Below are 21,861 nucleotides of genomic sequence, written 5' to 3' on the forward strand. Positions count from 1 at the left end.
GGAAGTAATGCACGAGCGTAACGCTCACAACTTCCCTCTCGATTTGGCTGCTGGCAATTCTGCTCCTGTTGCTCTTTCCGCTCCTGCTATCAACGGTTAATCATAATCTGAGATACGTTCTTCACGCTGATTTATAAGTAAAAGACGCTCTCCCGAAAGGGGGGGCGTTTTTGCATTGGCTTAATTACTACGTTGAGTATGGCACTGGAATTTTTTTGAAGTGCAAAATGATGGGTGTTACATCAAAACTACACCGCTATAGTTGAGAACTTAGGCAATAATTATCAAAAAGTAAATTTTACGGGTAATAATTGCTAGCAGCGCAGATAATTGCCTCAAAGCTCAACTATAAGGAAAAGCCAAGAATGATTTTACACCGTGGACATAGAGTAGTAGCTGCTTTGTTGCTGTCAGTGGTACTACTGACAACAGCCTGTAGTCCAAAAACACCTGGACGTTTTGACCAAGCGCAAAAAGAAAGCACTCAACAGAGAAAGGGTCTTGCAGTGGCTAAAACTGCAACTCAGGGTAGCGAATTTAATAAATTTTTTCCAAAAGCTAGTGATGGCTACCAGGGCGTATATACCCAAGAGAAAAAAGGCTTTGCCAATTTGAAGTTGAAAAAAGGCGGTAAAGAAGTTGCATTGCTGTCTATTTCTGATACCACCAGTACACCTGATGCAGCAGCAAAGTTCTCGAAGAGTACTAAAAAAATTGGCGGTTATCCAGCAGTGGAAGTTGGTAAGACGCAAACTGCAATTTTGGTAGGTAAGTACCAAGTAAAAGCACTTTCTCGCGATCAGTCATTTAAAGCTAGCGATCGCGAAGATTGGCTAGAGAAGTTTAATCTTAATGGTCTAGCTAGACTGAAATGATTTGCACTACTAACATTCAGATAATAAAACCTAAATAGGAGATTTTTGTGAGCAAATCGATTGTTGAGTTGGTCGATCAATTGCCAACTGGCGGCTTGACTGTTTCTATGTTGAAATCCCTCGATTTTGTTGCTCCTGGAGAGTGGCAAAATACCGTTGGCTTTGTCAACACCATTAAGACTGTCACAGGGGAAGACGACGAAGATTTAATTCAGCAAATTGGCGAAAGAGCGATTTATCTATTCAACGATAAATCCCAAGGATACCAAACAGCCTTGTGGTTATATCAAACCGTTGATGCTACAGATAAAGCGCTTGGTGCAGCAGCCTTAGCTAACAAAGTCGGCGAAAAAATTCCTTTGTTGGGTTTTTTAAACTCTGTCACTCCCAAGCCAGATAAAGCCCAAACCATTGATTTGACATTAAAATTAGTGGCTGAGTTGGTAGCCTTTTGTCAAATTAATGGGATTCCGGGAGATAGTATTGGGGATTTTGTCGCCTCTTTAGGTGAGTATAGTGGAGAGTCGCTGATCCGTATGGTGGCATTAGTTTGCGTTGATGGTTTGATACCTTTGGGCCCAGATTTTATCAGCAAAGCGATATCTGGGCTAAATCAAACAAATCCACAGGAGTTAGAACAAAACTCGACTTTCCAAAACATCAAAGATGTGATTCCAGGTAACAATGCTGGTAGTAAACTCAACTTTATCGGCGAAAGCTTTGACTCAGTTAAAGGTTGGATGAGTGGGTTAGTTAGTGCCAATAATTTAACGCCGCAAAAGGTTGTCCACAACTTGCAAAGTTTTACCGATATTGCTGATGACAAGTTGGACTACCTCGCAGCATTCCTGGATGTAGCAACAAATTATTATGAGCACACTGGCACGCAAACTTTAGCACATCGCTTGATTGAACGCGCGGTGGCTGAGATTTAGGTTGATGGGAAGTGGGGACTGGGAAGACTTCCCAATCTCCAATTCCTATTGGGGTAAATGCAATTCTGCTGCGATCGCATATAAGTAAGGTTGAAAAATAGCCAAGTTCTCTAGTTTATCAAACTTACCTGTTTGCGTACCTGTGTCAAATGCAGTAGTCATTACGTAAAGTTTAGTACCATCAAAGGCAACATGACCGATATGTTGCTCTTGTACTCCACCTTGTCGCTTAAGTCCGGCGAACCCATAACGGATTCCCTGAAGCTTACCAATGGGTACTGGTTGCGGTGGGTAGGCTGAGAAAATAATCTCTTTTCCATATTCACCCTGGCGATCTTTGGCTAACGCAGCGTAGTGGTCTACAACCCAAGTTTTAAGTACTGGTAATAACTGGGTTTGGTACTTGGGACTTTGGTAGTCTACTAAAGAAGCAGTTGGAATACCTGCTGCTAAGAGTTTCTTTCGGAAATCCTCATTGTTTGCTAGTGGGTAAATGTTAATCTCAACTGTACCCAAACGTTTTCCTTTGGAGGAGACACACAACAGGGGTGCATTTCCTTCACAGGGATAAATTTGCCAGTTAGTTGGAGCAGCAGTACTTCCCAGGATTTTCTGCCAGATATTTTCCTGATTAGAGTTGGGAAGTTTCGCAACGGTAGGAGGTTTTTCTACTTTGGGTGGAGAAAATTGGGGTAGAACAAATTTGGCTCCTACTGGTATTAATACCAGCAAAATAGAGCCTAGTAATAAATGATAAAGTCGTAACATTTTTTCAAAATCCAGAGCCAGGGATTGCAGACTAACGATATTTACAATACTTTACGGATACAGAGGAAGAATACATTTATATTGCTGCAAGTTCCGCAAATGGAACTCAACAAACTATAGCGCTTCTTTGTAGAATCAGGTATAAATTAGGAGCGCATAGCTAGCTGTGCGTCTCTACGAAATGCTCTAAGTAGCTATGTATAAATAAATTAAAGTTTGTAGTAAGGACTTTAGTCCTAATACACCTTGCTATGAGCGATGAATCGCTCACTACAAACTAGGATTTTATTGTATGTTGAATTATGCCTACTTAGTTCACGCAATTGAAATATATACACTTAGTAGCGCTAAAAAACGGTACAGCCCTACTACGAACAGCTTGTTTATTAATTGATGTGTGCCTAATTACTTGTGGCTTGCCGGAGGTATGGTAACAATGAAGAGATGCTGGCTAGATGTCAAATCGAAGGGCAAATTTGCTGGGACTTTTAATTGAAGCGAGAACGTTGTTGACGACGTTGTTTGTGCCTAGCAATTGCTTTACGCTTCTCTTTTTCTATCGGCGTCTCAAAGTGACGCTTTTTTCTCATATCTTGGAAAATTCCTGCTTTAGAAACTTCCCGTTTAAATCTTCTCAAAGCTGATTCGATACCTTCATTCTCTCCCAAAACTACTTGTGTCATTCTCATTCCTCCTTAATCTGGATGAATAGTTCAAGACTAGATACCAAATAAAATATTCCAGCAGAATGGAGCCTTTGGCTTTATCTGCTGGAGACTCTAAATGTGAAATTTTCAGGAATCTACTTAGTAGCGATTATTGTTGCGGCGGGCATTATTACCGCCACCCCAGCTACCACGAGAGGAGTTACTTCTTTCCTCACGAGGTTTAGCTTTGTTCACTTTCAAATCACGTCCCATCCATTCAGCACCATCAAGTGCATCAATGGCAGCTTGTTCTTGTGTGTCTGATTCCATTTCCACAAAAGCGAACCCACGAGGCCGTCCTGTTTCCCGATCTGTGGGTAGTTGAACACGATTTACTGTTCCGTATTCTGCAAAAGCCTGCTTTAGGTCCTCTTCTGTAACCTGATAGGACAGGTTTCCGACGTAAATTGACATAGAAATCTCCGAATTCAGGGAGTGTAGAGAGTTAAATTCGGAGAGACGGTTTTTAGAAATCAAAACGAGTTACTCAACCGAAAATAATCTTTATGTCCATGAGTGTAGCACAGCATTCAGCCTTTGAATATTGTCTGGTAGTGAATTTTATTCACAAATCAAACCTTTAAGGACGGTTTGCAGACTTTCTAAAGACTGGCTTTTGTTGCTTGTACTATAAAAGTTACACTTTTAATAGGAAATCGTAATTAACTCGCGATCGCCCAGGTATTTAGTGTTTTGAAAATTCAGCTGTGGACTAAAGAGTAAAGATTATTATTGGTGGTAGTGCTAATCATACCATGATTAACTATCTTAAAAGAAATTTCAAAAACATTCATTCTCAAATGCATTATTAGCTATGGTCAAACTGCGCTAAAATCCCTTCTGCTTTGTTACACAATACTTCGTGATATTCAGCATTACTAGCTAGCAAACCTCCCCATTGATTGATATCACCAGTGTTATACTGCAACGGCGTGCCATCGAAATGAGTAAATTTGCCACCAGCTTCTGTTAAAATAAGCTCTGGGGCTGCTATATCCCAATCTTTGGGCGCAGACTTGCCGGAAAGGGAAATGTAGATATCTGCCTGTTGCTCGACAATGGTGGCGATTTTGCAGCCTACACTACCCACAGATTTCTGATTTTGACAGGGTAAGTTTTGTAGTAAATAATCTAAGCGTTGGTTGCGGTGAGAGCGACTAACGACTAAGGTTAAATCTTCAATTCGTTTACCTGACGACACTTGTAAAGGAACAGATCCGTCACAAGTTTCTACAAATGTACCCCCGCCTTTGGTAGCGTAATATAACTTTTGAGCCTCTGGTACTGCCACCACTGCCAACACTGGGCGTGTTTCTTTGACTAAAGCAATGTGAACTGCATAATCGCCAGTTTTTTCGATAAAATCTCGCGTGCCATCCAAGGGGTCAATTATCCATACCCAAGAGGCAGAAGCCTGTCTACCACTACTTGACGATTGATAAGTTTCTTCGCTGATGTAAGCAAAATCTTCGTTACCCAAAGTTGCTTGTAGCCTCTGCAAAATGTATTGACTCACAGCTACATCAGCAACAGTGACAGGCTCATTCTGCTTATATTGAATTTCTAAGTTAGGGTCTTTTGCTGTGCCGTCGTAATACGATCGCAGTATATCTGCTGCGCCCCAACCTATCTCACGAGCGATCGCTAATATTTCTTGTAAATCTTTCATTAATTTGGCCTATCTAAAAATATGCATAACGTGATTAGGGACGGCACAGCGATACTTAGTTTAACTAATTACGAACTTGTACTGAGCGTAGCCGAAGTATTACGAATTATCTTAAATCCATCCAGCGCCGAGTACCAAAAAGTTTACAGGAATCAGCAGCAATATTAGCTGCCAGTGTTAGTGCATCAGTAAAGCTTTCCCTTAAAATGTAATGACAGAAAGCACCGTGAAAAATATCTCCAGCCCCTAATGTATCAACTGCTTGAATCTGCGGCACATCTACGATACCAGTTTTAGTGCCACTCAAGTATTCAATTGGTTCTTGTCCGTGGGTAATGGCGATGTGAGGAATATGAAATCCACTGAGATAGCTAAATACATCTTCTCCAGTCTGGCAGTTGGGGGGATAAAAATTAGCTGAACAGATAGCATAATCCACAAACGGTAGAATTTGCTCAAATCCACGCTTCCAACTACCACCATCAATTACCACTGGGATATTATTGGTCTTAGCCATTTGGGCTATGGAATCACCAACCACCATCTGATGTCCATCAATCAGTACGATATCGACATTCTGCAAAATATCTGGCGGGATAGATGCGCTGCTAGCTTGAGTTTTTACAGCATTGATCGAAACCACAGCGCGTTCACCTGTGACTTGAGTAACAATAATCGAAGATACAGGCGGTACTAAATCAGTGCTAGGCTTAAGGTCTGCGATCGCAACTTTGTAATTTGCCAAGTCATCTCGAATTAGCTGCGTCATTGGGTGAGAACCTACTACACCTAAGACAGTAGCCTGATTTCCTAAATAATTAAAAGTTACAGCCGCATTTGTTGCTGGTCCCCCTGCCGCTAGAGTATGGTCAGTAGCGACAATTTTCTGATTATTCTTAGGGGCAGAGTCAGCAAGATAAATCAAATCTAAAGTTGCTAAACCTACAAATAATCCACGATTCATCTGCTCTTTTGTTCAAAATTCAATTCTGAGTTCTGGCTCACTTCGACTCCTTTCGACTTCGCTCAAGGCAAGTCGCTCAGTGACTTCCTGACTCCTGAATTCTTTCTTGGTAAATGGATATGGCTCTTGGCGACTGATAACATCAATCGCTGTCTTCAACCAATTAATATAAGTCTCTTCTCTTCGGATTACCAACTCCAGCACCAGCCTTTGCATTACCTGCTTGCGGTTGGCAGATTCATCACCCAGCGATGGCAAATCGATGCTTTCACATTCAGCCAGCTTTTTGCTTCGAGCCACCAATTGTTGCTCCAGTAGGTGAATGATGGTTTCATTGGACAACTGATCTGCAAAATGCAATTGGACGAGTAAAGGTTCTCTGATAGTCGGTAAGGGCTGATGAATCCCTAGCCATCGCCTGAATTCGGCTTTCCCTGGCTCCGTCACACTGTAGACTTTGCGGTTGGGGCGATCGTGTTGAATCTCAATGTTACAGGTAATCCAGCCTTGCTCAACTAGCTTATCGAGAGTTCTGTAAATTTGTGCCTGATCTGCTGGCCATAGATGGGCGATGCATTGATCAAAGCAGCTCGTTTTGAGGTCGTAGCCCGTCATTTCTTGCTGCTGAAGAAGACCTAAAATTACATTTGCTAGCGACATGAAGATGGTTTTCCCATAATTGATATTTTCTCGCTCGGTTCTACACTATGTAGTTCTTATAATTTTATGTTAATATATGATTAATCAAATATAAGATATGACGTTTATAAAAGATATACTTATTATAGTGCTTCTTAGCAAGGAAACCAAATAGATAAACAACTCCATTCACAAGGTCATGGGGAAGAAGAAGGGAATAGGTTAAAGGTAACAGCGTACAGATTCCTATCACCTGTTACCTGTCACCCCAATCCTAATGAAATTATTTAAGCCATTGAAGACTATTGTAACGAGAGGATAAGTAACATTGACTTCTAACACACTTACCCAAAGAATACGTCAGCATCAATATCTGCGTGATTTACGAAACAAATTACTCCACCTTCATAAGATGTTGCTGGAGACAGAACGTATTGCCTACGAACAGATTAGTGGACGAGTATCAAGTGCAGAACTTCTTCAACTAGTCATTGCTCACGAACAATTTGCTTGGCTACATCGCATTTCTGAGATGGTTGTGCAAGTTGATGAAATGCTCCAAGCAGATGAACCGATATTGCTGGACGATTTCCAAAAATTGATTGCTGATGTCCGTACACTCATTGTACCGCTAGAGACTGGTAATACCTTTGAGAGAAAGTACTACAACGCTCTCCAGCGTGAACCTGGTGCTATTTTGGCACATGCGGATATATCCAGATTTCTCACAGCTAAGGTTTAATATCCCAAATTATTTGTAGTAGGGACGCACAGATCACTGGTGTCAACTTAAGCTAAAAGCCTTTTCAAATCTCGTTTCCAGCCCAGAGGCTGGAAACGAGACAAGGAGACAATATTTAAAAGCTGGTTCTAGGCTGGCTTTCACGTTAATTTGACACCAATGGCGAGACGCCCATTCTACAAAAATCATCCCTTGATTCAGCAACGCCGCTTTTTTAACTGGAAGTCCCTAAAGGTAAGATATTTTTAGGCGATCGCTAATTTACCCAAACAGTGCTGAGTACAAAAGTAAGAATCCTCTCAGCATAGGGAGGCAAATGGAAAATAATAACTCCTTATTCTTAACTCCTAACTAATGACCAATGATCCATTTGCACCAGTTATCGGACAACAGCAAGCTATAGAATTACTTACTCAGGCTGTCAGACAAAACCGGGTTCCTCCAGCTTACTTATTTGTGGGGCCAGATGGTGTAGGCAGGAGTTTAGCAGCCAGGTGTTTTGTGGAATTGCTATTTTCTAGTGACATGGGAGTTACTGCATCTTTACAAAACCGTTTGCGTCAAGGGAACCACCCAGCTTTATTGTGGGTGCAACCAACGTACCAATACCAGGGACAACGATTAACAGCAGCAGAAGCAGCTGAAAAAGGACTAAAGCGTAAAGCACCGCCTGTAATTAGACTAGAGCAAATTCGGGAAATTACCGAGTTTTTAGGTCGTCCGCCTTTGGAAGCACCGAGAAATGTGGTAGTGCTAGAAGAAGCTCAAACAATGGCAGAAGCCGCAGCCAATGCTTTACTTAAAACTTTGGAAGAACCGGGACAAGCGACATTAATTTTAATTGCACCTACACCTGAGTCTGTGTTGCCGACTTTGGTATCACGCTGCCAACGCATTCCTTTTTATCGCTTAGATACACAGTCCTTGGCTGTTGTACTCACACAAACAGGTCATCAGGAAATTTTGTCAAATCAGGCAGTATTGAGCATAGCAGCTGGTAGTGCTGGAAGTGCGATCGCATCTTATGAGCAATTACAAGCTATTCCTGATGAGTTACTCGAAGACTTGAAAAAAGCGCCTAAATCTTACCGTAATGCCTTAGAGTTAGCCAAAAAAATTGATAAGGATTTAGATACAGAAGCACAACTGTGGTTGGTTGATTATCTTCAGCAATTTTACTGGCAGCAGTGGCATCAACCTAGTATCATTAACCAGCTCGAACAATCTCGAAAACACTTGCTTTCTTACGCTCAACCACGGCTAGTTTGGGAATGTCTGCTTTTATCTGTGTATCAAAAATCAAATTCTATTTCTTCTACTCATCGCTGAGTGCGATTGTATTTCTATAGTTCCTCATCAAAGCCTCAGTACAATATTTAATTAATTCGTAGCAAAATAAATTAGGTAAAAACTCTGCGTTACTTTGCGTTTACTTTGCGTCCCTCTGCGTTTCAAAACATTACAATGTCTTGTTCATCCTCTATCGTCAAGTTCATAGCGAGTGAAGGTATTGTAATAAAAGCGATTCCTGGATAAAACAAAAAGTTTATATGACCTCAGTTTCTCCTCACAAAAAAGCCAGAGCCTTAAAACCTACTAGCCGCCGCCCAGCCAAAGAACTCTGTAGCGAGTGCGGACTATGCGATACATATTATATTCACTATGTCAAGGAAGCTTGCGCTTTTATTAATCAGCAAATAGGCGAACTTGAAGAAGAAACACACACGCGATCGCGCCATCTTGAAAACCCCGATGAACTCTACTTTGGCGTTCATCAAGACATGATAGCGGCGAAGAAACAGCAGCCCATCGAAGGCGCACAATGGACGGGTATTGTGAGCAGCATTGCCATTGAAATGCTGAATCGCGGCTTAGTTGAAGGTGTAGTCTGCGTGCAAAACACTAAAGAAGACCGCTTTCAACCCATGCCTGTCATCGCCCGTACCCCAGAAGAAATACTAGCAGCACGGGTCAATAAACCAACACTTTCTCCGAACCTTTCCATATTAGAACAGGTGGAAAAATCGGGAATGAAGCGACTGTTGGTAATTGGTGTTGGTTGCCAAATTCAGGCATTACGAGCCGTAGAAAAACAACTTGGTTTAGAAAAGCTGTATATTTTAGGTACGCCCTGCGTAGATAATGTTAACCGCGCCGGACTGCAAAAATTCTTAGAAACCACCAGCCGCTCGCCTGACACAGTTGTGCATTACGAATTCATGCAAGACTTCCGGGTTCACTTCAAACATGAAGATGGCTCATCAGAAACAGTGCCTTTCTTTGGCTTGAAGACCAACAAACTCAAAGATGTCTTTGCCCCATCCTGTATGAGTTGCTTTGATTACGTCAACTCCCTAGCCGACTTAGTTGTTGGTTACATGGGCGCACCCTTCGGTTGGCAATGGATTGTAGTTAGAAATGACACTGGTAAGGAAATGCTGGATTTAGTGAAAGACCAGTTAGATACCCAACCAGTAACGTCTAAAGGCAACCGGAAAGAAGCTGTACAACAAAGCATTCCCGCTTACGATAAAGGCGTTACTCTACCGATGTGGGCAGCAAAACTGATGGGTGTGGTAATCGAAAAAATCGGCCCCAAAGGTCTAGAATATGCGCGATTTTCCATTGATTCTCACTTTACTCGGAATTATTTATATGTGAAGCGTAATCATCCAGAGAAATTAGACGCACATGTTCCAGAGTTTGCCAAGCGTATTGTTGGGCAATATAAATTACCAGAATAGAAGAGGCAGGGGGCAGAGGAGCAGAGGAGCAGAGGGGAAAGACTTACTGCTGCTTCTTTTCTGCTCTCCTGCTCCCCCTCATTGCTGACTCAACTCGATAATATTCCCATCAGGATCTTGAGTGAAGAGGGCAGGGCGACCGGAGGCGCTGGCTTGAATGGGATAATTATGATTGAGAAATTCCTGTTTGGCGGCGTCTAAGTCAGCGACTGTGAAGGCAACGTGGGGATTACGTCCCCATTTTTCGTTTGGGTTTTCCGTGGGGACAGTGGTTGCAACTATTAGGTGAATTTGATAGTCACCGACTTGATACCATGCACCAGGGTAGTTTAGAGAACGATCTATTTTGGATAATCCCAATACTTTGCCATAAAAATGTTCCGAGCGTTCTAAGTCAGTCACAAGAATCGCGGTATGAAGACTTTGGGTAATCTGCATTGTCGGTAAGATGCGATCGCGTTTATTTAAATTTTGGCGTAGTTTGAACTCTTTCGGTGAGTGAGAAAGACAAGAGGAGAAGAATTAATAACCAACGCTTAATGACAAATGACAAAGGACAAATACCATCACAAATTCAAAGGCCGCTGAACTGTAAATTTTGTCCAGCCCTAAGAGCTGGTAACTTCAATTCTGCCTTGGACATATTCTACTAACTTCTTAACCAATGTTAAACCTAATCCTGTGCTGCTCTGTTGCCAGCGTTCCCGTTTCGGGTTGCCGTAGGCATCGCTTTCAAGAATCCGGTAGAACGACTCAAAAATTCGATGACAAGCTTGTATGCCCAATTCGATAAACCCTAAATCAGCAAATTCGGACTTTTTCTCGATCGCAGACTACTATTTTTAGTCGCATAAACGCATAATAGAATAGTGACTGATCTGTTCGTACCTTTACAATCTCTCAAACAAGGTGACTGGTTCAAGCTGATCTGCGGAGCCAGTTTCCAGCATTTGCCGGCAGTCAGAAGTTTAACGTTAGCCTATACTTTGGCGGGCGCTGACTGCATAGATGTTGCAGCTGATCCAGCAGTAATTGCAGCAGCGCAGTCAGGGCTACAAGCAGCCAAATCTCTGGCTAAGGATGCCCAAAAGCGAGGCTTTGACTACAAAGGCAATTTACCCTTTTTGATGGTCAGCCTAAACGATGGAGAAGACCCCCATTTTCGCAAAGCAGAATTTAATCCTCATGAGTGTCCTACAGACTGCCCTAGACCCTGTGAACGGATTTGTCCGGCACAAGCGATTGTGTTTGACAATCCAAAAGAAGACTTTTCGGGAGTAATATCGCAAAAGTGCTATGGCTGCGGTCGTTGTATACCAGTTTGTCCATACGATATAATTAATACAAGTTCATATATGTCAACGCCGGGAGCGATCGCGCCATTGGTAATGTCAACGGGAGTAGATGCCGTAGAAATCCATACGAAAGTCGGGCGTTTGGCAGAATTTGAGCAATTATGGCAGGCAATTTCACCGTGGGGCGATGAATTAAAAGTACTAGCTATCAGCTGTCCCGATGGCGAGGGGATGACTGACTACTTAAGAGCAATATATGACCTGATTGCCCCACTCAAGAGTGCTTTAATTTGGCAAACCGACGGCCGTCCGATGAGTGGTGATATTGGCGATGGCACCACAATAGCTGCGGTGAAATTAGGGCAAAAAGTTTTGGCAGCTAAGTTACCGGGATATGTGCAGTTAGCAGGCGGCACAAATAAGTATACCATTGCTAAGTTAAAGGCAATGGAACTGTTAAACAGTGCTGAGTTCCGAGTTATGAGTGCTGATAAAGACTGTATTACTCAGCACTCAGCACCCAGCACTCAGCACTCCCACATCGCCGGGGTCGCCTACGGTAGCTACGCCCGCGTACTGCTGTCACCAATTCTCGAACAGTTAGAGAATAAGGAGGTAAGTAACACCAATATGAAGGCGACTGTTCGCCTAGAAGAAGATGAAGTATTGCTTTGGCAAGCTGTAGAACTTGCCCATTCTCTCGTTTCCCAGATCAAGTCACAGCAGGAGCGTTAATCGCTCGTTCGGAAAATTCCCAGAGCGGGTTCTCCTGCACGCAAATGTCCTCGCTATCTCTAAAAACGTCACCATAGAAAGCATGACGATTACAGACGATCTCCAAAAGTTATTAGACATTTTGCCCCAAGACCTGCAACAAGTACTAGAGAGTCATCCCAAACGAGATAGTTTAGTAGAAGTGGTCTTGGATTTGGGTCGTCGCCCAGAGGCTCGCTTTCCTAATCAAGCTGAGTATTTGAGCGAAGTACCCGTTACTCAAGAACAAATAGATGATTGCATTCAACGAGTCGGAATCTTTGGCGGAGATAATCGGGCAGGAATTGAGCAAACTTTGCATCGGATCAGCGCCATTCGCAACCGCACTGGTAAGATTATTGGCTTGACCTGTCGCGTTGGTCGGGCGGTATTCGGAACCATTGGCATGATCCGCGATTTGGTAGAAACTGGTAAATCGATTCTCATGCTGGGGCGTCCAGGCGTGGGCAAAACTACCGCCTTACGGGAAATAGCCCGTGTTTTAGCGGACGATCTGCATAAGCGAGTGGTGATTATTGACACCTCCAATGAAATCGCTGGGGATGGTGATGTTGCTCACCCCGCTATTGGTCGCGCTCGACGGATGCAAGTGGCTCATCCAAACGAACAGCATCAGGTGATGATTGAGGCAGTGGAAAACCACATGCCAGAAGTCATTGTCATTGATGAAATTGGTACGGAACTGGAAGCTTTAGCGGCTCGTACCATTGCAGAACGGGGCGTACAGTTGGTAGGTACTGCCCACGGAAATCAGATCGAAAACCTGATCAAAAACCCCACCCTGGCTGATTTAGTTGGGGGTATCCAAGCTGTGACATTGGGAGACGATGAAGCCAGACGGCGAGGCTCTCAAAAGACTGTTTTGGAGCGGAAAGCCCCGCCTACCTTTGAGATTGCGGTAGAAATGTTAGAACGCCAACGCTGGACAGTACACGAAAGTGTTGCTGACACCGTAGATAATCTCTTGCGGGGGCGTCAACCTACTCCACAAACGAGAACCGTTGATGACCACGGCAAAATTGCGGTTACACGTCAGTTAGCTGTTGTCAACGGTCGTGGTGGACAGCTAGGAACAGTAGAGGATTCTTTCCCACCGGCGCGACCGTCTAATGGCTGGCGTTCATCTGGACAAATGGTTGCACTACCCCAATTACCTGTAGAGCGGGTAACTGGGCGCAGTGAGTTTGACCGTTTGCTGGATGAATCTTTCAATTATTCTGAAAACATTGATTTTGATGTTGCTACAAGAGTGCCAGGGCCCAATGGTGAAGATTTGCCATTGCACGTTTACCCCTATGGCGTTAGCCGTCACCAACTGGAACAGGTGATTAGCGTGCTAACTTTGCCCGTAGTATTGACAAAAGATATAGATAGTGCTGATGCAATTTTAGCACTGCGATCGCACGTCAAAAACCACGCTAAATTGCGCCAAATGGCCAAAGCCCGTCATGTACCCATCCACGTAATTAAGTCCAGCACCATTCCCCAAATTACCCGTGGTTTGCGCCGGTTGCTGAATATCGACGATCCAGAGATGGCGGATGATAGAGAACTACAATTGTTTTTGCACAATGGTAGCGATGATGAGATGGATGCCTTAGAAGAAGCTAGACTTGCCGTTGAGCAAATTGTGATTCCTAAAGGACAGCCAGTCGAGTTATTGCCGCGTTCTCCCCAAGTCCGCAAAATGCAACATGAGTTGGTAGAACATTATCGCCTCAAGTCGCATAGTTTTGGCGAAGAACCAAATAGAAGATTACGGATTTATCCGGCGTAACTTTAATAACTCTACCAAAAAGTTTACTTACGATGTACACACAAGCCTTTGTCAAGGTAATTTACGGTTAGTCTTGTACGATAGCCCCTGAGCCTCACCCTGTCCTATCCTGACTAAGGATAGGACAGGGTGAGGTTTTGGAGGACTTTTGGATAATCGGATAACTTATGTGTACAGCGTAACCTTTTAGGAGAAAAGTTTATGGATTTGGAAAGCGCTTTAACTATCAAAAATTGCCAAAATTATTATCTATACTCAAGCTAATAGTCCAATTTTCTCGCACTAATTCGCTGTTATCATCAACATTACGCAGCGTCTCATAGACAAAGAATTCGTAAAGAGTGAGTAAGCCCTAATTCACTCAATCTTGCATTTTTTTAAACATCTGTTACATTACTTTACAGACAGTTATAACTGCTACAACACTTGAATTTTGGAGTTATGCTCATGTCAGATTTTAAGAATTCTGCGTCTATTGTTTCAGAAGATCCTAATGCTGTGCGTTTTGGCTTCACTCCTCAGAGTGAAAATTGGAATGGTCGTCTTGCAATGATTGGTTTTGTCTCTGCAATTTTAATTGAAGCTTTTTCTGGTCAAGGGCTACTCCATTTCTGGGGTATCCTCTAAATTGGCGATCGTAGGGTAGTACAGCAGTTCTACCCTGCAAAATTCTCTATATTCTACGCCAGTCATTCGTTTCTAACATCTGGCGGTTATTGCCATTGGTGCAAAATATCAGATTTTTCCGGTTAAGCCAAAATATAAGTGAATAATTACTTTACATTGAATATGTATAGCTAAAACTCATGGAACTACCCCAACGCGTATCAGTCCGCTACAAAGACGCGTCCTTCAATACCAATGAAATCCGCTTGAGAACTTTTCGGCTTGGGTTGCAAATATGGGATGAACAAACTAAACCCAGAAAAACAGAGCTTTATCAGTTTATATCGTCTTGCTTGAAACAAGTTGACCGCCAAGATCGTTTTATGTTTTCTCTGTTGTTCATAGAATTAACAGACCTCATCCGCAACTCTTCTCTGGAAAGAGGAACAAAAGAGGTTCTGATTAAAACAGCTTTTAGAGAATTTGCTTATGCAATAACAGATTTTGAAGACGTTGCCAAATAAGGTTAGTTATGGAAATGCTGGAATTGCGTAGGCGTAAGCATCACCCGAAAGTCAGCGAACCTAATCGAGTAAGATATCTATGAAGTAAACAGAAACAGCTTTCCAATCGGATTAGTTTTTTCGCTAAATGCGCGGATGGGTAGGTGTTGGGGAAGGGGGAACACAAAAATGCCTGAATTGCCCTATATGCAAGGATTTGATGGCTATAGCATCTTGAAACCATCCGCGCACCTTATGTAGACTGACTTTCAGCTATTTACAGTTAGCACGATTGCCACTCCTTATGTTACGATTTTTGCATTCGCGCTATTGAACCTTGAAAACCAAATAACACAAGGCTTTCAGACGCCTGCAATCGCAATCAACTAAAATCCCTATTAGGGATTGAAACCGCTTTAAATATGCTCAATTGTTTTTACATGATCGCAATCAACTAAAATCCCTATTAGGGATTGAAACACAATGCACTCACGACTCCCTTAATCGGGCGTGTCGATCGCAATCAACTAAAATCCCTATTAGGGATTGAAACATTTATTAGTAAATAATGCACATCTCCAGCTTAAATCGCAATCAACTAAAATCCCTATTAGGGATTGAAACAACAAATTACCTTTCATTGTTTAAATGCCTAACATCGCAATCAACTAAAATCCCTATTAGGGATTGAAACTTCTCGCGTGTAATTAATTTTCCTGGGTGTTTGTGAAATCGCAATCAACTAAAATCCCTATTAGGGATTGAAACGGGAACACCATCGCCATCCCTATCTGAATCACTCCATCGCAATCAACTAAAATCCCTATTAGGGATTGAAACATGAACTATCCCAAAACTGGGATAAACCTTGAATAAAATCGCAATCAACTAAAATCCCTATTAGGGATTGAAACAACAGTGGAAGGCGGAAGTTGAGCAGCGGCTACTTTCATCGCAATCAACTAAAATCCCTATTAGGGATTGAAACTTATCTTATGGTTCAGCACCTCTTGCTGGCACTGGTACAGATCGCAATCAACTAAAATCCCTATTAGGGATTGAAACAGCGAAGACGACATGAAAAACGCGATCGCAACTTATCGCAATCAACTAAAATCCCTATTAGGGATTGAAACGGATCTAGTACTTGGCGGTTTTTTTATGCAACTTAATCGCAATCAACTAAAATCCCTATTAGGGATTGAAACAATCAATTCCCAAGCTACATTAACGGAGCTTTCATCGCAATCAACTAAAATCCCTATTAGGGATTGAAACATGAAGAAGTTTGGACAATAGGCAGAAAAGTTAAAGATCGCAATCAACTAAAATCCCTATTAGGGATTGAAACAACGCTTCTTTTGCTTTCAAGTTAATAGCTATTAAATCGCAATCAACTAAAATCCCTATTAGGGATTGAAACTTATTTACTGATTCTGGTAAGCCTGTTTCTATTCATCGCAATCAACTAAAATCCCTATTAGGCATTGAAACTTTTCTTCTATCGTCTTGGTGCGATCGCCTGATGGTGCAATACGATCGCAATCAATATCCATATCAGATAATTGGAACGAAGTATACTTAGAGCTAGCCTCTGAAAATAGTATTAAAAATTACAAAAATTACTTTAAGGGTCATTCCACATCCAGCTTGAGGGCTGTGATATTATAGGAGACTGCTGCATACATTTTAGAAAAACAAGAAACCGAATCGACCATGGCCCTCACGCAACTGCGGAAACAAGAAATAATCTCCAACTACCAAGTTCACGAAACTGACACTGGCTCGGCCGATGTCCAAGTCGCTATGCTAACTGAGCGCATTAACCGCCTCAGCGAACATCTCCAGGCAAATAAAAAAGACCATTCTTCCCGGCGGGGACTGTTAAAGCTAATCGGTCAGCGCAAGCGTCTTCTAGCTTATATATCGCAAGAAAGCCGGGAAAAATATCAAGCTTTGATTGCTCGTCTCGGTATTCGTGGATAGGACTACCGCTTATGTCTGCTGAAGAATCTGAACGCAGTCGTTTGCCTTTTGAACCGAACAAAAAGCGCCAAAAACCCGCAAAAGCTCAAAGTAAACCAGCAGCACAGCCCCAAGAATCTGTCAAAAAGGCTGATAAAAAAGTGGTTTACACCAAACAAGAGATGGCAATTCCCCAAGTAGTCAGCCAACGGATGATCCGACGGGTAGCTGGGTTCTCTGGTGTACCAACAGCTTTGGGCATTAGCGCTTTGGTTGCTAGCTATCTGCTTGCTGCCTACTCTGATATCCGACTACCTCCCATCGCCGTGTTATTGGTGAACATGGGATTATTTGGTTTGGGGGTTTTAGGGATAACTTATGGCGTTCTCTCTGCCTCTTGGGATGAAGAAAAAGTCGGAAGTTTTCTGGGTTTGGGTGAGTTCAACACCAATTTGGGACGAATGGTGGCAGCTTGGCGCGAAACTCGGCAAAAAAACTTATGATGAACGGCGCTCAGGTATTAAGTAACTGTGATATTGGGTAAATAAAAAAGTGAATGTTGAAGTTGAAATTTTATCACTTCAACATTGCTAATTAAAATTATCCAAACTTTTTTATACCCCATATCTAGTTATTTAGCGGTAAAAATACTGCCTGAGCGCTACATTTTATCTGTTTATTTTGTAAACAAATTTTATTTTTAACTATTTGTAATTAGGCCAATAGGCAACAATAAAGTTAGCCTATTCACAGAAAATTTTACTCAATTAATCAGGAACTTTCAGATGATTATAGTAATGAAAAGTGGTTCCCCAGAGGCGGAAATAAACCGCATTGATGAGGAACTTAGTAGCTGGGGGCTAACTCCAGAAAAAATTGTAGGTCAACACAAAGTAGTTATTGGTCTAGTAGGTGAAACCGCCAGCTTAGACCCACTACAAATTCAGGAACTTAGCCCCTGGATTGAGCAGGTGTTACGGGTAGAGCAGCCTTACAAACGAGCTAGCCGTCAGTACCGCCACGGCGAAGCGTCAGATGTCGTGGTTAATACTCCCAGTGGAGCGGTGGTATTTGGCGAACATCAGCCTTTGGTAGTCGTTGCTGGCCCCTGCTCCGTAGAAAATGAAGAAATGATTGTAGAGACGGCGCGGCGCGTCAAGGCTGCTGGAGCCGCATTTTTGCGCGGAGGGGCATACAAACCCCGGACTTCACCTTATGCCTTCCAAGGACACGGCGAGAGTGCTTTGGATTTATTAGCGAAGGCGCGGGAAGTCAGTGGACTAGGTATTATTACAGAAGTGATGGATGCCGTAGACCTGGATAAAATTGCCGAAGTTGCTGACGTGATTCAGGTGGGGGCAAGAAATATGCAGAATTTCTCCTTGCTCAAAAAAGTGGGAGCGCAGCCGAAACCTGTTCTGTTGAAGCGGGGAATGGCAGCTACTATTGAAGATTGGTTGATGGCAGCCGAGTATATTCTGGCATCTGGTAATCCTAATGTAATTTTGTGTGAAAGAGGAATACGCACCTTTGACCGTCAGTATACGCGAAATACACTGGATTTATCAGTAGTGCCCGTGTTGCGAAAACTGACTCACCTGCCAATAATGATTGACCCCAGTCACGGCGTAGGTTGGTCTGAATTTGTGCCTTCAATGGCAATGGCTGCGATCGCAGCTGGCACAGATTCCCTGATGATAGAGGTTCACCCTAATCCTGCCAAAGCTTTATCCGATGGGCCCCAATCTTTAACACCAGATCGTTTCGATAACTTGATGCAAGAATTGGCAGTAATTGGTAAAGCGGTGGGACGCTGGCAGCAACCAGCTGTGGCTCTAGCTTGAAATTCAGTTGCAACTTATTGCTAGGCATAAATAAATTAAAGTTTGTAGTCAGGACTTTAGTACTGATAAATCCGAAGAAGCGATAAATCGCTCACTACAAACTAGGATTTTTTTGTATTTTTAATTATGCCTACCTATTGATTGTAAAAATGAAATTGTGCCCCTTTAGAAATATTCTAAAGGGGGTTTTTAAACACTAACTAAAGCTATGGAAAAAGAAATGTGCAATCAATATTGCTGGCAGTATTTTTTGCAATTGTAAGACTTTTTATCTATATAAATAGCGAGCAGGTATCCAGCGGCGACCATGATTTGTTTGCACCCAAGTTTGTGGCAGTGCTTACCTGGCTGCAATATGGTTACTGCAACTCAATTTTGCCACTATAAAAAAAGGGACGGGTAAAACACCCATCCCAGAAAATTCACTTTCATTCAATTGATAGTAAAACTTTTATTGCACTTGAGTGGGGAAAGCACCAGGTTGCACAGCGATGTTAATACTCTGCCCATTGCGACGTAATTCCATACGTAAATCGCTTCCGACTTGGCTATTTTCTACTGCCCTTTGGACACTGCTGGCATCTGTGACTGATTGACCTGCAAGCGTTTGGATCACATCACCAGCACGTATCCCTGCTTTAGCAGCTGGTGAATTTGGTATAACTTTTACAACTAATACACCTTTATCTTCATTTACATTCAAACCGCTATTGGGATCTGAGTTGATATTTTGTTTTAGTTGAGGTGTTAACCCTACCATCTGAATTCCCAAGTAAGGATGTTCTACTTTGCCTGTAGCTATTAGTTGACTGGAAATGCGTTGTGCTGTGTTGATAGGAATAGCAAAGCCTAATCCTTGTGCCCCTTGAATAATGGCTGTATTCATGGCAATTACCTGGCCACGGGAATTTAGCAGGGGGCCGCCGGAGTTACCAGGGTTAATTGCTGCGTCGGTTTGAATATACTCTACTCGCCTATCGGGAGCGCCGATTTGATTGCTACTGCGTCCAGTGGCACTAATGATTCCGGTAGTTACTGTATTATCTAGTCCAAGGGGATTGCCGATCGCGATCGCCCATTCTCCCGCTTGCAGTTGATCTGAGTTACCCAAGGCTACTGAAGGTAGATTCTCTGCTTGAACTTTGATAACAGCGACATCGGTTAATTCATCTTTTCCTAACACCTTACCTTGCAAGGTGCGCCCATCCTTGAGTGTTACTGTCACCGTATCAGCGCCATCTACTACATGGGCGTTAGTGAGAATCCGACCATCGGCACTGATGATAAAACCTGAACCAGTACCCCGTTCTACCCTTTCTCCTGATTGTGGCAATTGGGAACCAAAAAAGCGGCGAAAAAACGGATCGTTAAATTCATCTGGTATCTGGGTTCTGACGGTTCGGGAAGAGTTAATCCGTACTACTGCTGGCCCGACCCTTTGCACTACCTGTGTCACAAAGTTAGGATCTGTAGCGGCTGGCAATGGAGCAGCAGCATTTACTCGACTAACTGCCAAATTAGATGCACTCTCAGACACCTGCCGAGAGTGTCCAGCCATATAGCCGCCTGCCAATGTCATACCTGATCCCAGCAGCACCAGCGATAGAGAGGCAGCAGCCTTTTTCCAGGGTGCTTGATTACGGTATTTGGCATCAGCAGTGTTATGTAAAATGCTATTTGATGGGTGTTCTCTGTTGCGAGATTCGTTTTGCATTGCTGTCTGGAAGGATATTTAGATGTATTACTAATGTAGATATTATTTGTGACAGTTTTGTTGCGAAGGTATTGCATTGTTGTGAAAGCTTTGGTATTTTATTGCACCGTATTGGAATATAGTCATTCGTAGAGACGTACATCGCTGCGTACTCTTTACCAAACTTAGTGCTGAGTGCTAAGTGCTGAGTGCTGAGTAAATTAAGAATTACTCAGTATTTATGTACTTGGGTTTGAGCAAGTCCCCTTGTGGGCGGTCTTTAAACTCAAAACTCAGCACTTGGAACTCAGCACTCTTGATCATGCCTGAAGGAATAAAAATGGCACAGGGGAAAATCTTACTTAAACCTGGCACTTTATGCACAAGTGTTAAAGAACGAACTGAATATGCTTTGCAATGCGGGGCGCTACTTTCGATTCCGACAGAATTTGAATTTGTTGAACAGGATGGCGTGCGCTTTTTGGTACGGATTGTGTCTAACCTGAATCGCAAAAAAGCAGCTAAGAAGAAACAGGAAAAACAATCTATTACTTCTGGTGAAGAGTTTAATCCTTTTTTGCCCTACGAAGAGGATTTATTTGTGGCGGATATCTCCGATACCCATGTATGTATTTTAAATAAATTCAATGTTGTAGATTATCATCTGCTAATCATCACTCGTAGTTTCGAGGAACAGGAAAGCTTACTCACCCTAGAAGATTTTACGGCTATGTGGGCGTGTTTAGCTGATTTCGATGGTTTAGCATTTTACAACAGTAGCAAAACCGCAGGTGCTAGTCAGCGACACAAGCATTTACAATTAGTACCCCTACCACTTGCCTCTTCAGGACTGCAAATACCAATTGAAGCTTTGCTAACATCAGCACAATTTGAAAACTCGAACGCAGCTTCAGCAAAACTTCCTTTTGTACATGCTTTCGCACCATTAAATTCTAATTGGGTGCGATCGCCATTAGCAGGGGCCCAAGCAACACTGGAAATTTATCGCACTTTGCGTCACGCTGTAGGTTTAGATGCAAAGCAATCTGGTGCTTACAATCTGCTAGCGACAAGAGAATGGATGTTAATCGTACCGCGATCGCAAGAGCATTTCCAATCTATCTCTGTGAATTCATTAGGATTCGCTGGTGCGCTGCTGGTGCGAAACGCAGCAGAAATGGAGATTCTCAAAACCCAAGGGCCGATGACTATCCTCAAAAATGTTGCTATATCCTAATTGAGTTCGTGGGATATACAGCAGTTTTCAAGTAGATAAGGTACAAAATGCAAGACTTAAAATCAGCCATAAAAAAAGTTTTACTCCCTTCCCCTGCCCCCTGCACCCCTGCCCCCCTGCTCCC

21 protein-coding genes, 2 pseudogenes and 1 CRISPR repeat array are annotated in these 21,861 nt (G+C 42.8%); of the genes and pseudogenes, 14 read left to right on the forward strand and 9 right to left on the reverse strand.

Translation table 11 applies throughout. The annotated features are described in order from the left end of the window. The 3 genes and pseudogenes from RMY27_RS32415 to RMY27_RS32425 all read left to right on the forward strand — a co-directional run. A pseudogene (locus RMY27_RS32415) lies at positions 1 to 100 on the forward strand (photosystem II protein D1); the annotation flags it as partial. Positions 101 to 365: 265 nt separating this feature from the next. Further along, entirely contained in the window at positions 366 to 875 is a 510-nt protein-coding gene (locus tag RMY27_RS32420) for a hypothetical protein (protein ID WP_322668920.1), read from the forward strand. Between the two features lie 47 nt (positions 876 to 922). Further along, positions 923 to 1,810, forward strand: coding sequence for a hypothetical protein (locus RMY27_RS32425; RefSeq protein WP_322668921.1), 888 nt, complete (start codon positions 923 to 925; stop codon positions 1,808 to 1,810). A gap of 45 nt (positions 1,811 to 1,855) precedes the next feature. Here RMY27_RS32425 and RMY27_RS32430 read toward each other — a convergent pair whose 3' ends face one another. The 6 genes and pseudogenes from RMY27_RS32430 to RMY27_RS32455 all read right to left on the reverse strand — a co-directional run. Further along, on the reverse strand, positions 1,856 to 2,578 hold the full coding sequence (locus tag RMY27_RS32430; RefSeq protein ID WP_322668922.1) for a hypothetical protein: 723 nt from the start codon (positions 2,576 to 2,578) through the stop codon (positions 1,856 to 1,858). 488 nt (positions 2,579 to 3,066) lie between these two features. Further along, on the reverse strand, positions 3,067 to 3,261 hold the full coding sequence (gene rpsU / locus RMY27_RS32435) for a 30S ribosomal protein S21 (RefSeq protein WP_069073011.1): 195 nt from the start codon (positions 3,259 to 3,261) through the stop codon (positions 3,067 to 3,069). 123 nt (positions 3,262 to 3,384) lie between these two features. After that, positions 3,385 to 3,699, reverse strand: coding sequence for an RNA recognition motif domain-containing protein (locus RMY27_RS32440; RefSeq protein WP_194047264.1), 315 nt, complete (start codon positions 3,697 to 3,699; stop codon positions 3,385 to 3,387). A 394-nt stretch (positions 3,700 to 4,093) separates the two neighbouring features. Next, positions 4,094 to 4,954, reverse strand: coding sequence for a 3'(2'),5'-bisphosphate nucleotidase CysQ (locus RMY27_RS32445; protein WP_322668923.1), 861 nt, complete (start codon positions 4,952 to 4,954; stop codon positions 4,094 to 4,096). A 106-nt stretch (positions 4,955 to 5,060) separates the two neighbouring features. Further along, entirely contained in the window at positions 5,061 to 5,918 is an 858-nt protein-coding gene (locus tag RMY27_RS32450; protein WP_322668924.1) for a sugar kinase, read from the reverse strand. A 126-nt stretch (positions 5,919 to 6,044) separates the two neighbouring features. Continuing rightward, positions 6,045 to 6,578, reverse strand: a pseudogene (locus RMY27_RS32455) (PadR family transcriptional regulator); the annotation flags it as partial. 307 nt (positions 6,579 to 6,885) lie between these two features. Here RMY27_RS32455 and RMY27_RS32460 point away from each other — a divergent pair. From RMY27_RS32460 to RMY27_RS32470, 3 genes are all read left to right on the forward strand, one after another. Further along, a complete protein-coding gene (locus RMY27_RS32460) occupies positions 6,886 to 7,299 on the forward strand; it encodes a hypothetical protein (protein WP_322668925.1) in 414 nt (137 codons plus the stop codon). 354 nt (positions 7,300 to 7,653) lie between these two features. Beyond that, positions 7,654 to 8,628: a DNA polymerase III subunit delta' gene (locus RMY27_RS32465; RefSeq protein WP_322668926.1), complete on the forward strand. Its 975-nt coding sequence runs from the start codon at positions 7,654 to 7,656 to the stop codon at positions 8,626 to 8,628. 221 nt (positions 8,629 to 8,849) lie between these two features. Further along, positions 8,850 to 10,043 (forward strand): Coenzyme F420 hydrogenase/dehydrogenase, beta subunit C-terminal domain, encoded by a 1,194-nt coding sequence (locus tag RMY27_RS32470; RefSeq protein ID WP_322668927.1) that lies wholly within the window; start codon positions 8,850 to 8,852, stop codon positions 10,041 to 10,043. A gap of 78 nt (positions 10,044 to 10,121) precedes the next feature. Here RMY27_RS32470 and RMY27_RS32475 read toward each other — a convergent pair whose 3' ends face one another. Then, positions 10,122 to 10,481: a VOC family protein gene (locus tag RMY27_RS32475; RefSeq protein ID WP_322668928.1), complete on the reverse strand. Its 360-nt coding sequence runs from the start codon at positions 10,479 to 10,481 to the stop codon at positions 10,122 to 10,124. Positions 10,482 to 10,651: 170 nt separating this feature from the next. Next, positions 10,652 to 10,828, reverse strand: coding sequence for an ATP-binding protein (locus tag RMY27_RS32480; protein WP_322668929.1), 177 nt, complete (start codon positions 10,826 to 10,828; stop codon positions 10,652 to 10,654). A gap of 84 nt (positions 10,829 to 10,912) precedes the next feature. On the opposite strand from RMY27_RS32480, the gene ldpA reads away from it, so the two are divergent. The 7 genes from ldpA (at position 10,913) to aroF (ending at position 18,807) form a co-directional block, all read left to right on the forward strand. Further along, complete coding sequence (gene ldpA, locus RMY27_RS32485) at positions 10,913 to 12,073, forward strand: circadian clock protein LdpA (RefSeq protein ID WP_322668930.1); 1,161 nt, start codon at positions 10,913 to 10,915, stop codon at positions 12,071 to 12,073. A gap of 82 nt (positions 12,074 to 12,155) precedes the next feature. After that, entirely contained in the window at positions 12,156 to 13,889 is a 1,734-nt protein-coding gene (locus tag RMY27_RS32490) for a R3H domain-containing nucleic acid-binding protein (RefSeq protein ID WP_322668931.1), read from the forward strand. A 447-nt stretch (positions 13,890 to 14,336) separates the two neighbouring features. Continuing rightward, positions 14,337 to 14,516, forward strand: a complete 180-nt coding sequence (locus RMY27_RS32495; RefSeq protein WP_099103697.1) for a chlorophyll a/b-binding protein — start codon at positions 14,337 to 14,339, stop codon at positions 14,514 to 14,516. Between the two features lie 179 nt (positions 14,517 to 14,695). Then, positions 14,696 to 15,019: a hypothetical protein gene (locus tag RMY27_RS32500; RefSeq protein ID WP_194046858.1), complete on the forward strand. Its 324-nt coding sequence runs from the start codon at positions 14,696 to 14,698 to the stop codon at positions 15,017 to 15,019. 354 nt (positions 15,020 to 15,373) lie between these two features. Beyond that, positions 15,374 to 16,492: direct repeats of the CRISPR family, unit length 37 nt; unit sequence ATCGCAATCAACTAAAATCCCTATTAGGGATTGAAAC. A 222-nt stretch (positions 16,493 to 16,714) separates the two neighbouring features. Further along, positions 16,715 to 16,984 (forward strand): 30S ribosomal protein S15, encoded by a 270-nt coding sequence (gene rpsO, locus RMY27_RS32505; RefSeq protein WP_041565894.1) that lies wholly within the window; start codon positions 16,715 to 16,717, stop codon positions 16,982 to 16,984. Positions 16,985 to 16,995: 11 nt separating this feature from the next. Then, positions 16,996 to 17,466 (forward strand): PAM68 family protein, encoded by a 471-nt coding sequence (locus tag RMY27_RS32510; protein ID WP_322668932.1) that lies wholly within the window; start codon positions 16,996 to 16,998, stop codon positions 17,464 to 17,466. Between the two features lie 282 nt (positions 17,467 to 17,748). Beyond that, positions 17,749 to 18,807: a 3-deoxy-7-phosphoheptulonate synthase gene (aroF, locus tag RMY27_RS32515; protein WP_322668933.1), complete on the forward strand. Its 1,059-nt coding sequence runs from the start codon at positions 17,749 to 17,751 to the stop codon at positions 18,805 to 18,807. Between the two features lie 451 nt (positions 18,808 to 19,258). Here the strand turns inward: aroF and RMY27_RS32520 are convergent, their stop codons facing one another. Then, complete coding sequence (locus tag RMY27_RS32520; RefSeq protein ID WP_322668934.1) at positions 19,259 to 20,521, reverse strand: HhoA/HhoB/HtrA family serine endopeptidase; 1,263 nt, start codon at positions 20,519 to 20,521, stop codon at positions 19,259 to 19,261. 319 nt (positions 20,522 to 20,840) lie between these two features. On the opposite strand from RMY27_RS32520, the gene RMY27_RS32525 reads away from it, so the two are divergent. Beyond that, entirely contained in the window at positions 20,841 to 21,737 is an 897-nt protein-coding gene (locus RMY27_RS32525; RefSeq protein ID WP_322668937.1) for a phosphorylase, read from the forward strand. Positions 21,738 to 21,861 lie beyond the last annotated feature (124 nt).

The sequence above is a fragment of the Nostoc sp. DedQUE09 genome, assembly GCF_034530915.1.
Taxonomy (GTDB): Bacteria; Cyanobacteriota; Cyanobacteriia; order Cyanobacteriales; family Nostocaceae; genus Nostoc.

Coding starts and splice junctions, on each gene's coding strand:
- RMY27_RS32525 (WP_322668937.1), top strand. CDS start 20,841: ATGGCACAGGGGAAAATCTTACTTAAACCTGGCACTTTATGCACAAGT.
- RMY27_RS32440 (WP_194047264.1), bottom strand. CDS start 3,699: ATGTCAATTTACGTCGGAAACCTGTCCTATCAGGTTACAGAAGAGGAC.
- rpsU (WP_069073011.1), bottom strand. CDS start 3,261: ATGACACAAGTAGTTTTGGGAGAGAATGAAGGTATCGAATCAGCTTTG.
- RMY27_RS32420 (WP_322668920.1), top strand. CDS start 366: ATGATTTTACACCGTGGACATAGAGTAGTAGCTGCTTTGTTGCTGTCA.
- RMY27_RS32445 (WP_322668923.1), bottom strand. CDS start 4,954: ATGAAAGATTTACAAGAAATATTAGCGATCGCTCGTGAGATAGGTTGG.
- aroF (WP_322668933.1), top strand. CDS start 17,749: ATGATTATAGTAATGAAAAGTGGTTCCCCAGAGGCGGAAATAAACCGC.
- RMY27_RS32450 (WP_322668924.1), bottom strand. CDS start 5,918: ATGAATCGTGGATTATTTGTAGGTTTAGCAACTTTAGATTTGATTTAT.
- RMY27_RS32490 (WP_322668931.1), top strand. CDS start 12,156: ATGACGATTACAGACGATCTCCAAAAGTTATTAGACATTTTGCCCCAA.
- RMY27_RS32465 (WP_322668926.1), top strand. CDS start 7,654: ATGACCAATGATCCATTTGCACCAGTTATCGGACAACAGCAAGCTATA.
- RMY27_RS32510 (WP_322668932.1), top strand. CDS start 16,996: ATGTCTGCTGAAGAATCTGAACGCAGTCGTTTGCCTTTTGAACCGAAC.
- rpsO (WP_041565894.1), top strand. CDS start 16,715: ATGGCCCTCACGCAACTGCGGAAACAAGAAATAATCTCCAACTACCAA.
- RMY27_RS32470 (WP_322668927.1), top strand. CDS start 8,850: ATGACCTCAGTTTCTCCTCACAAAAAAGCCAGAGCCTTAAAACCTACT.
- RMY27_RS32500 (WP_194046858.1), top strand. CDS start 14,696: ATGGAACTACCCCAACGCGTATCAGTCCGCTACAAAGACGCGTCCTTC.
- RMY27_RS32495 (WP_099103697.1), top strand. CDS start 14,337: ATGTCAGATTTTAAGAATTCTGCGTCTATTGTTTCAGAAGATCCTAAT.
- RMY27_RS32475 (WP_322668928.1), bottom strand. CDS start 10,481: ATGCAGATTACCCAAAGTCTTCATACCGCGATTCTTGTGACTGACTTA.
- RMY27_RS32520 (WP_322668934.1), bottom strand. CDS start 20,521: ATGCAAAACGAATCTCGCAACAGAGAACACCCATCAAATAGCATTTTA.
- RMY27_RS32430 (WP_322668922.1), bottom strand. CDS start 2,578: ATGTTACGACTTTATCATTTATTACTAGGCTCTATTTTGCTGGTATTA.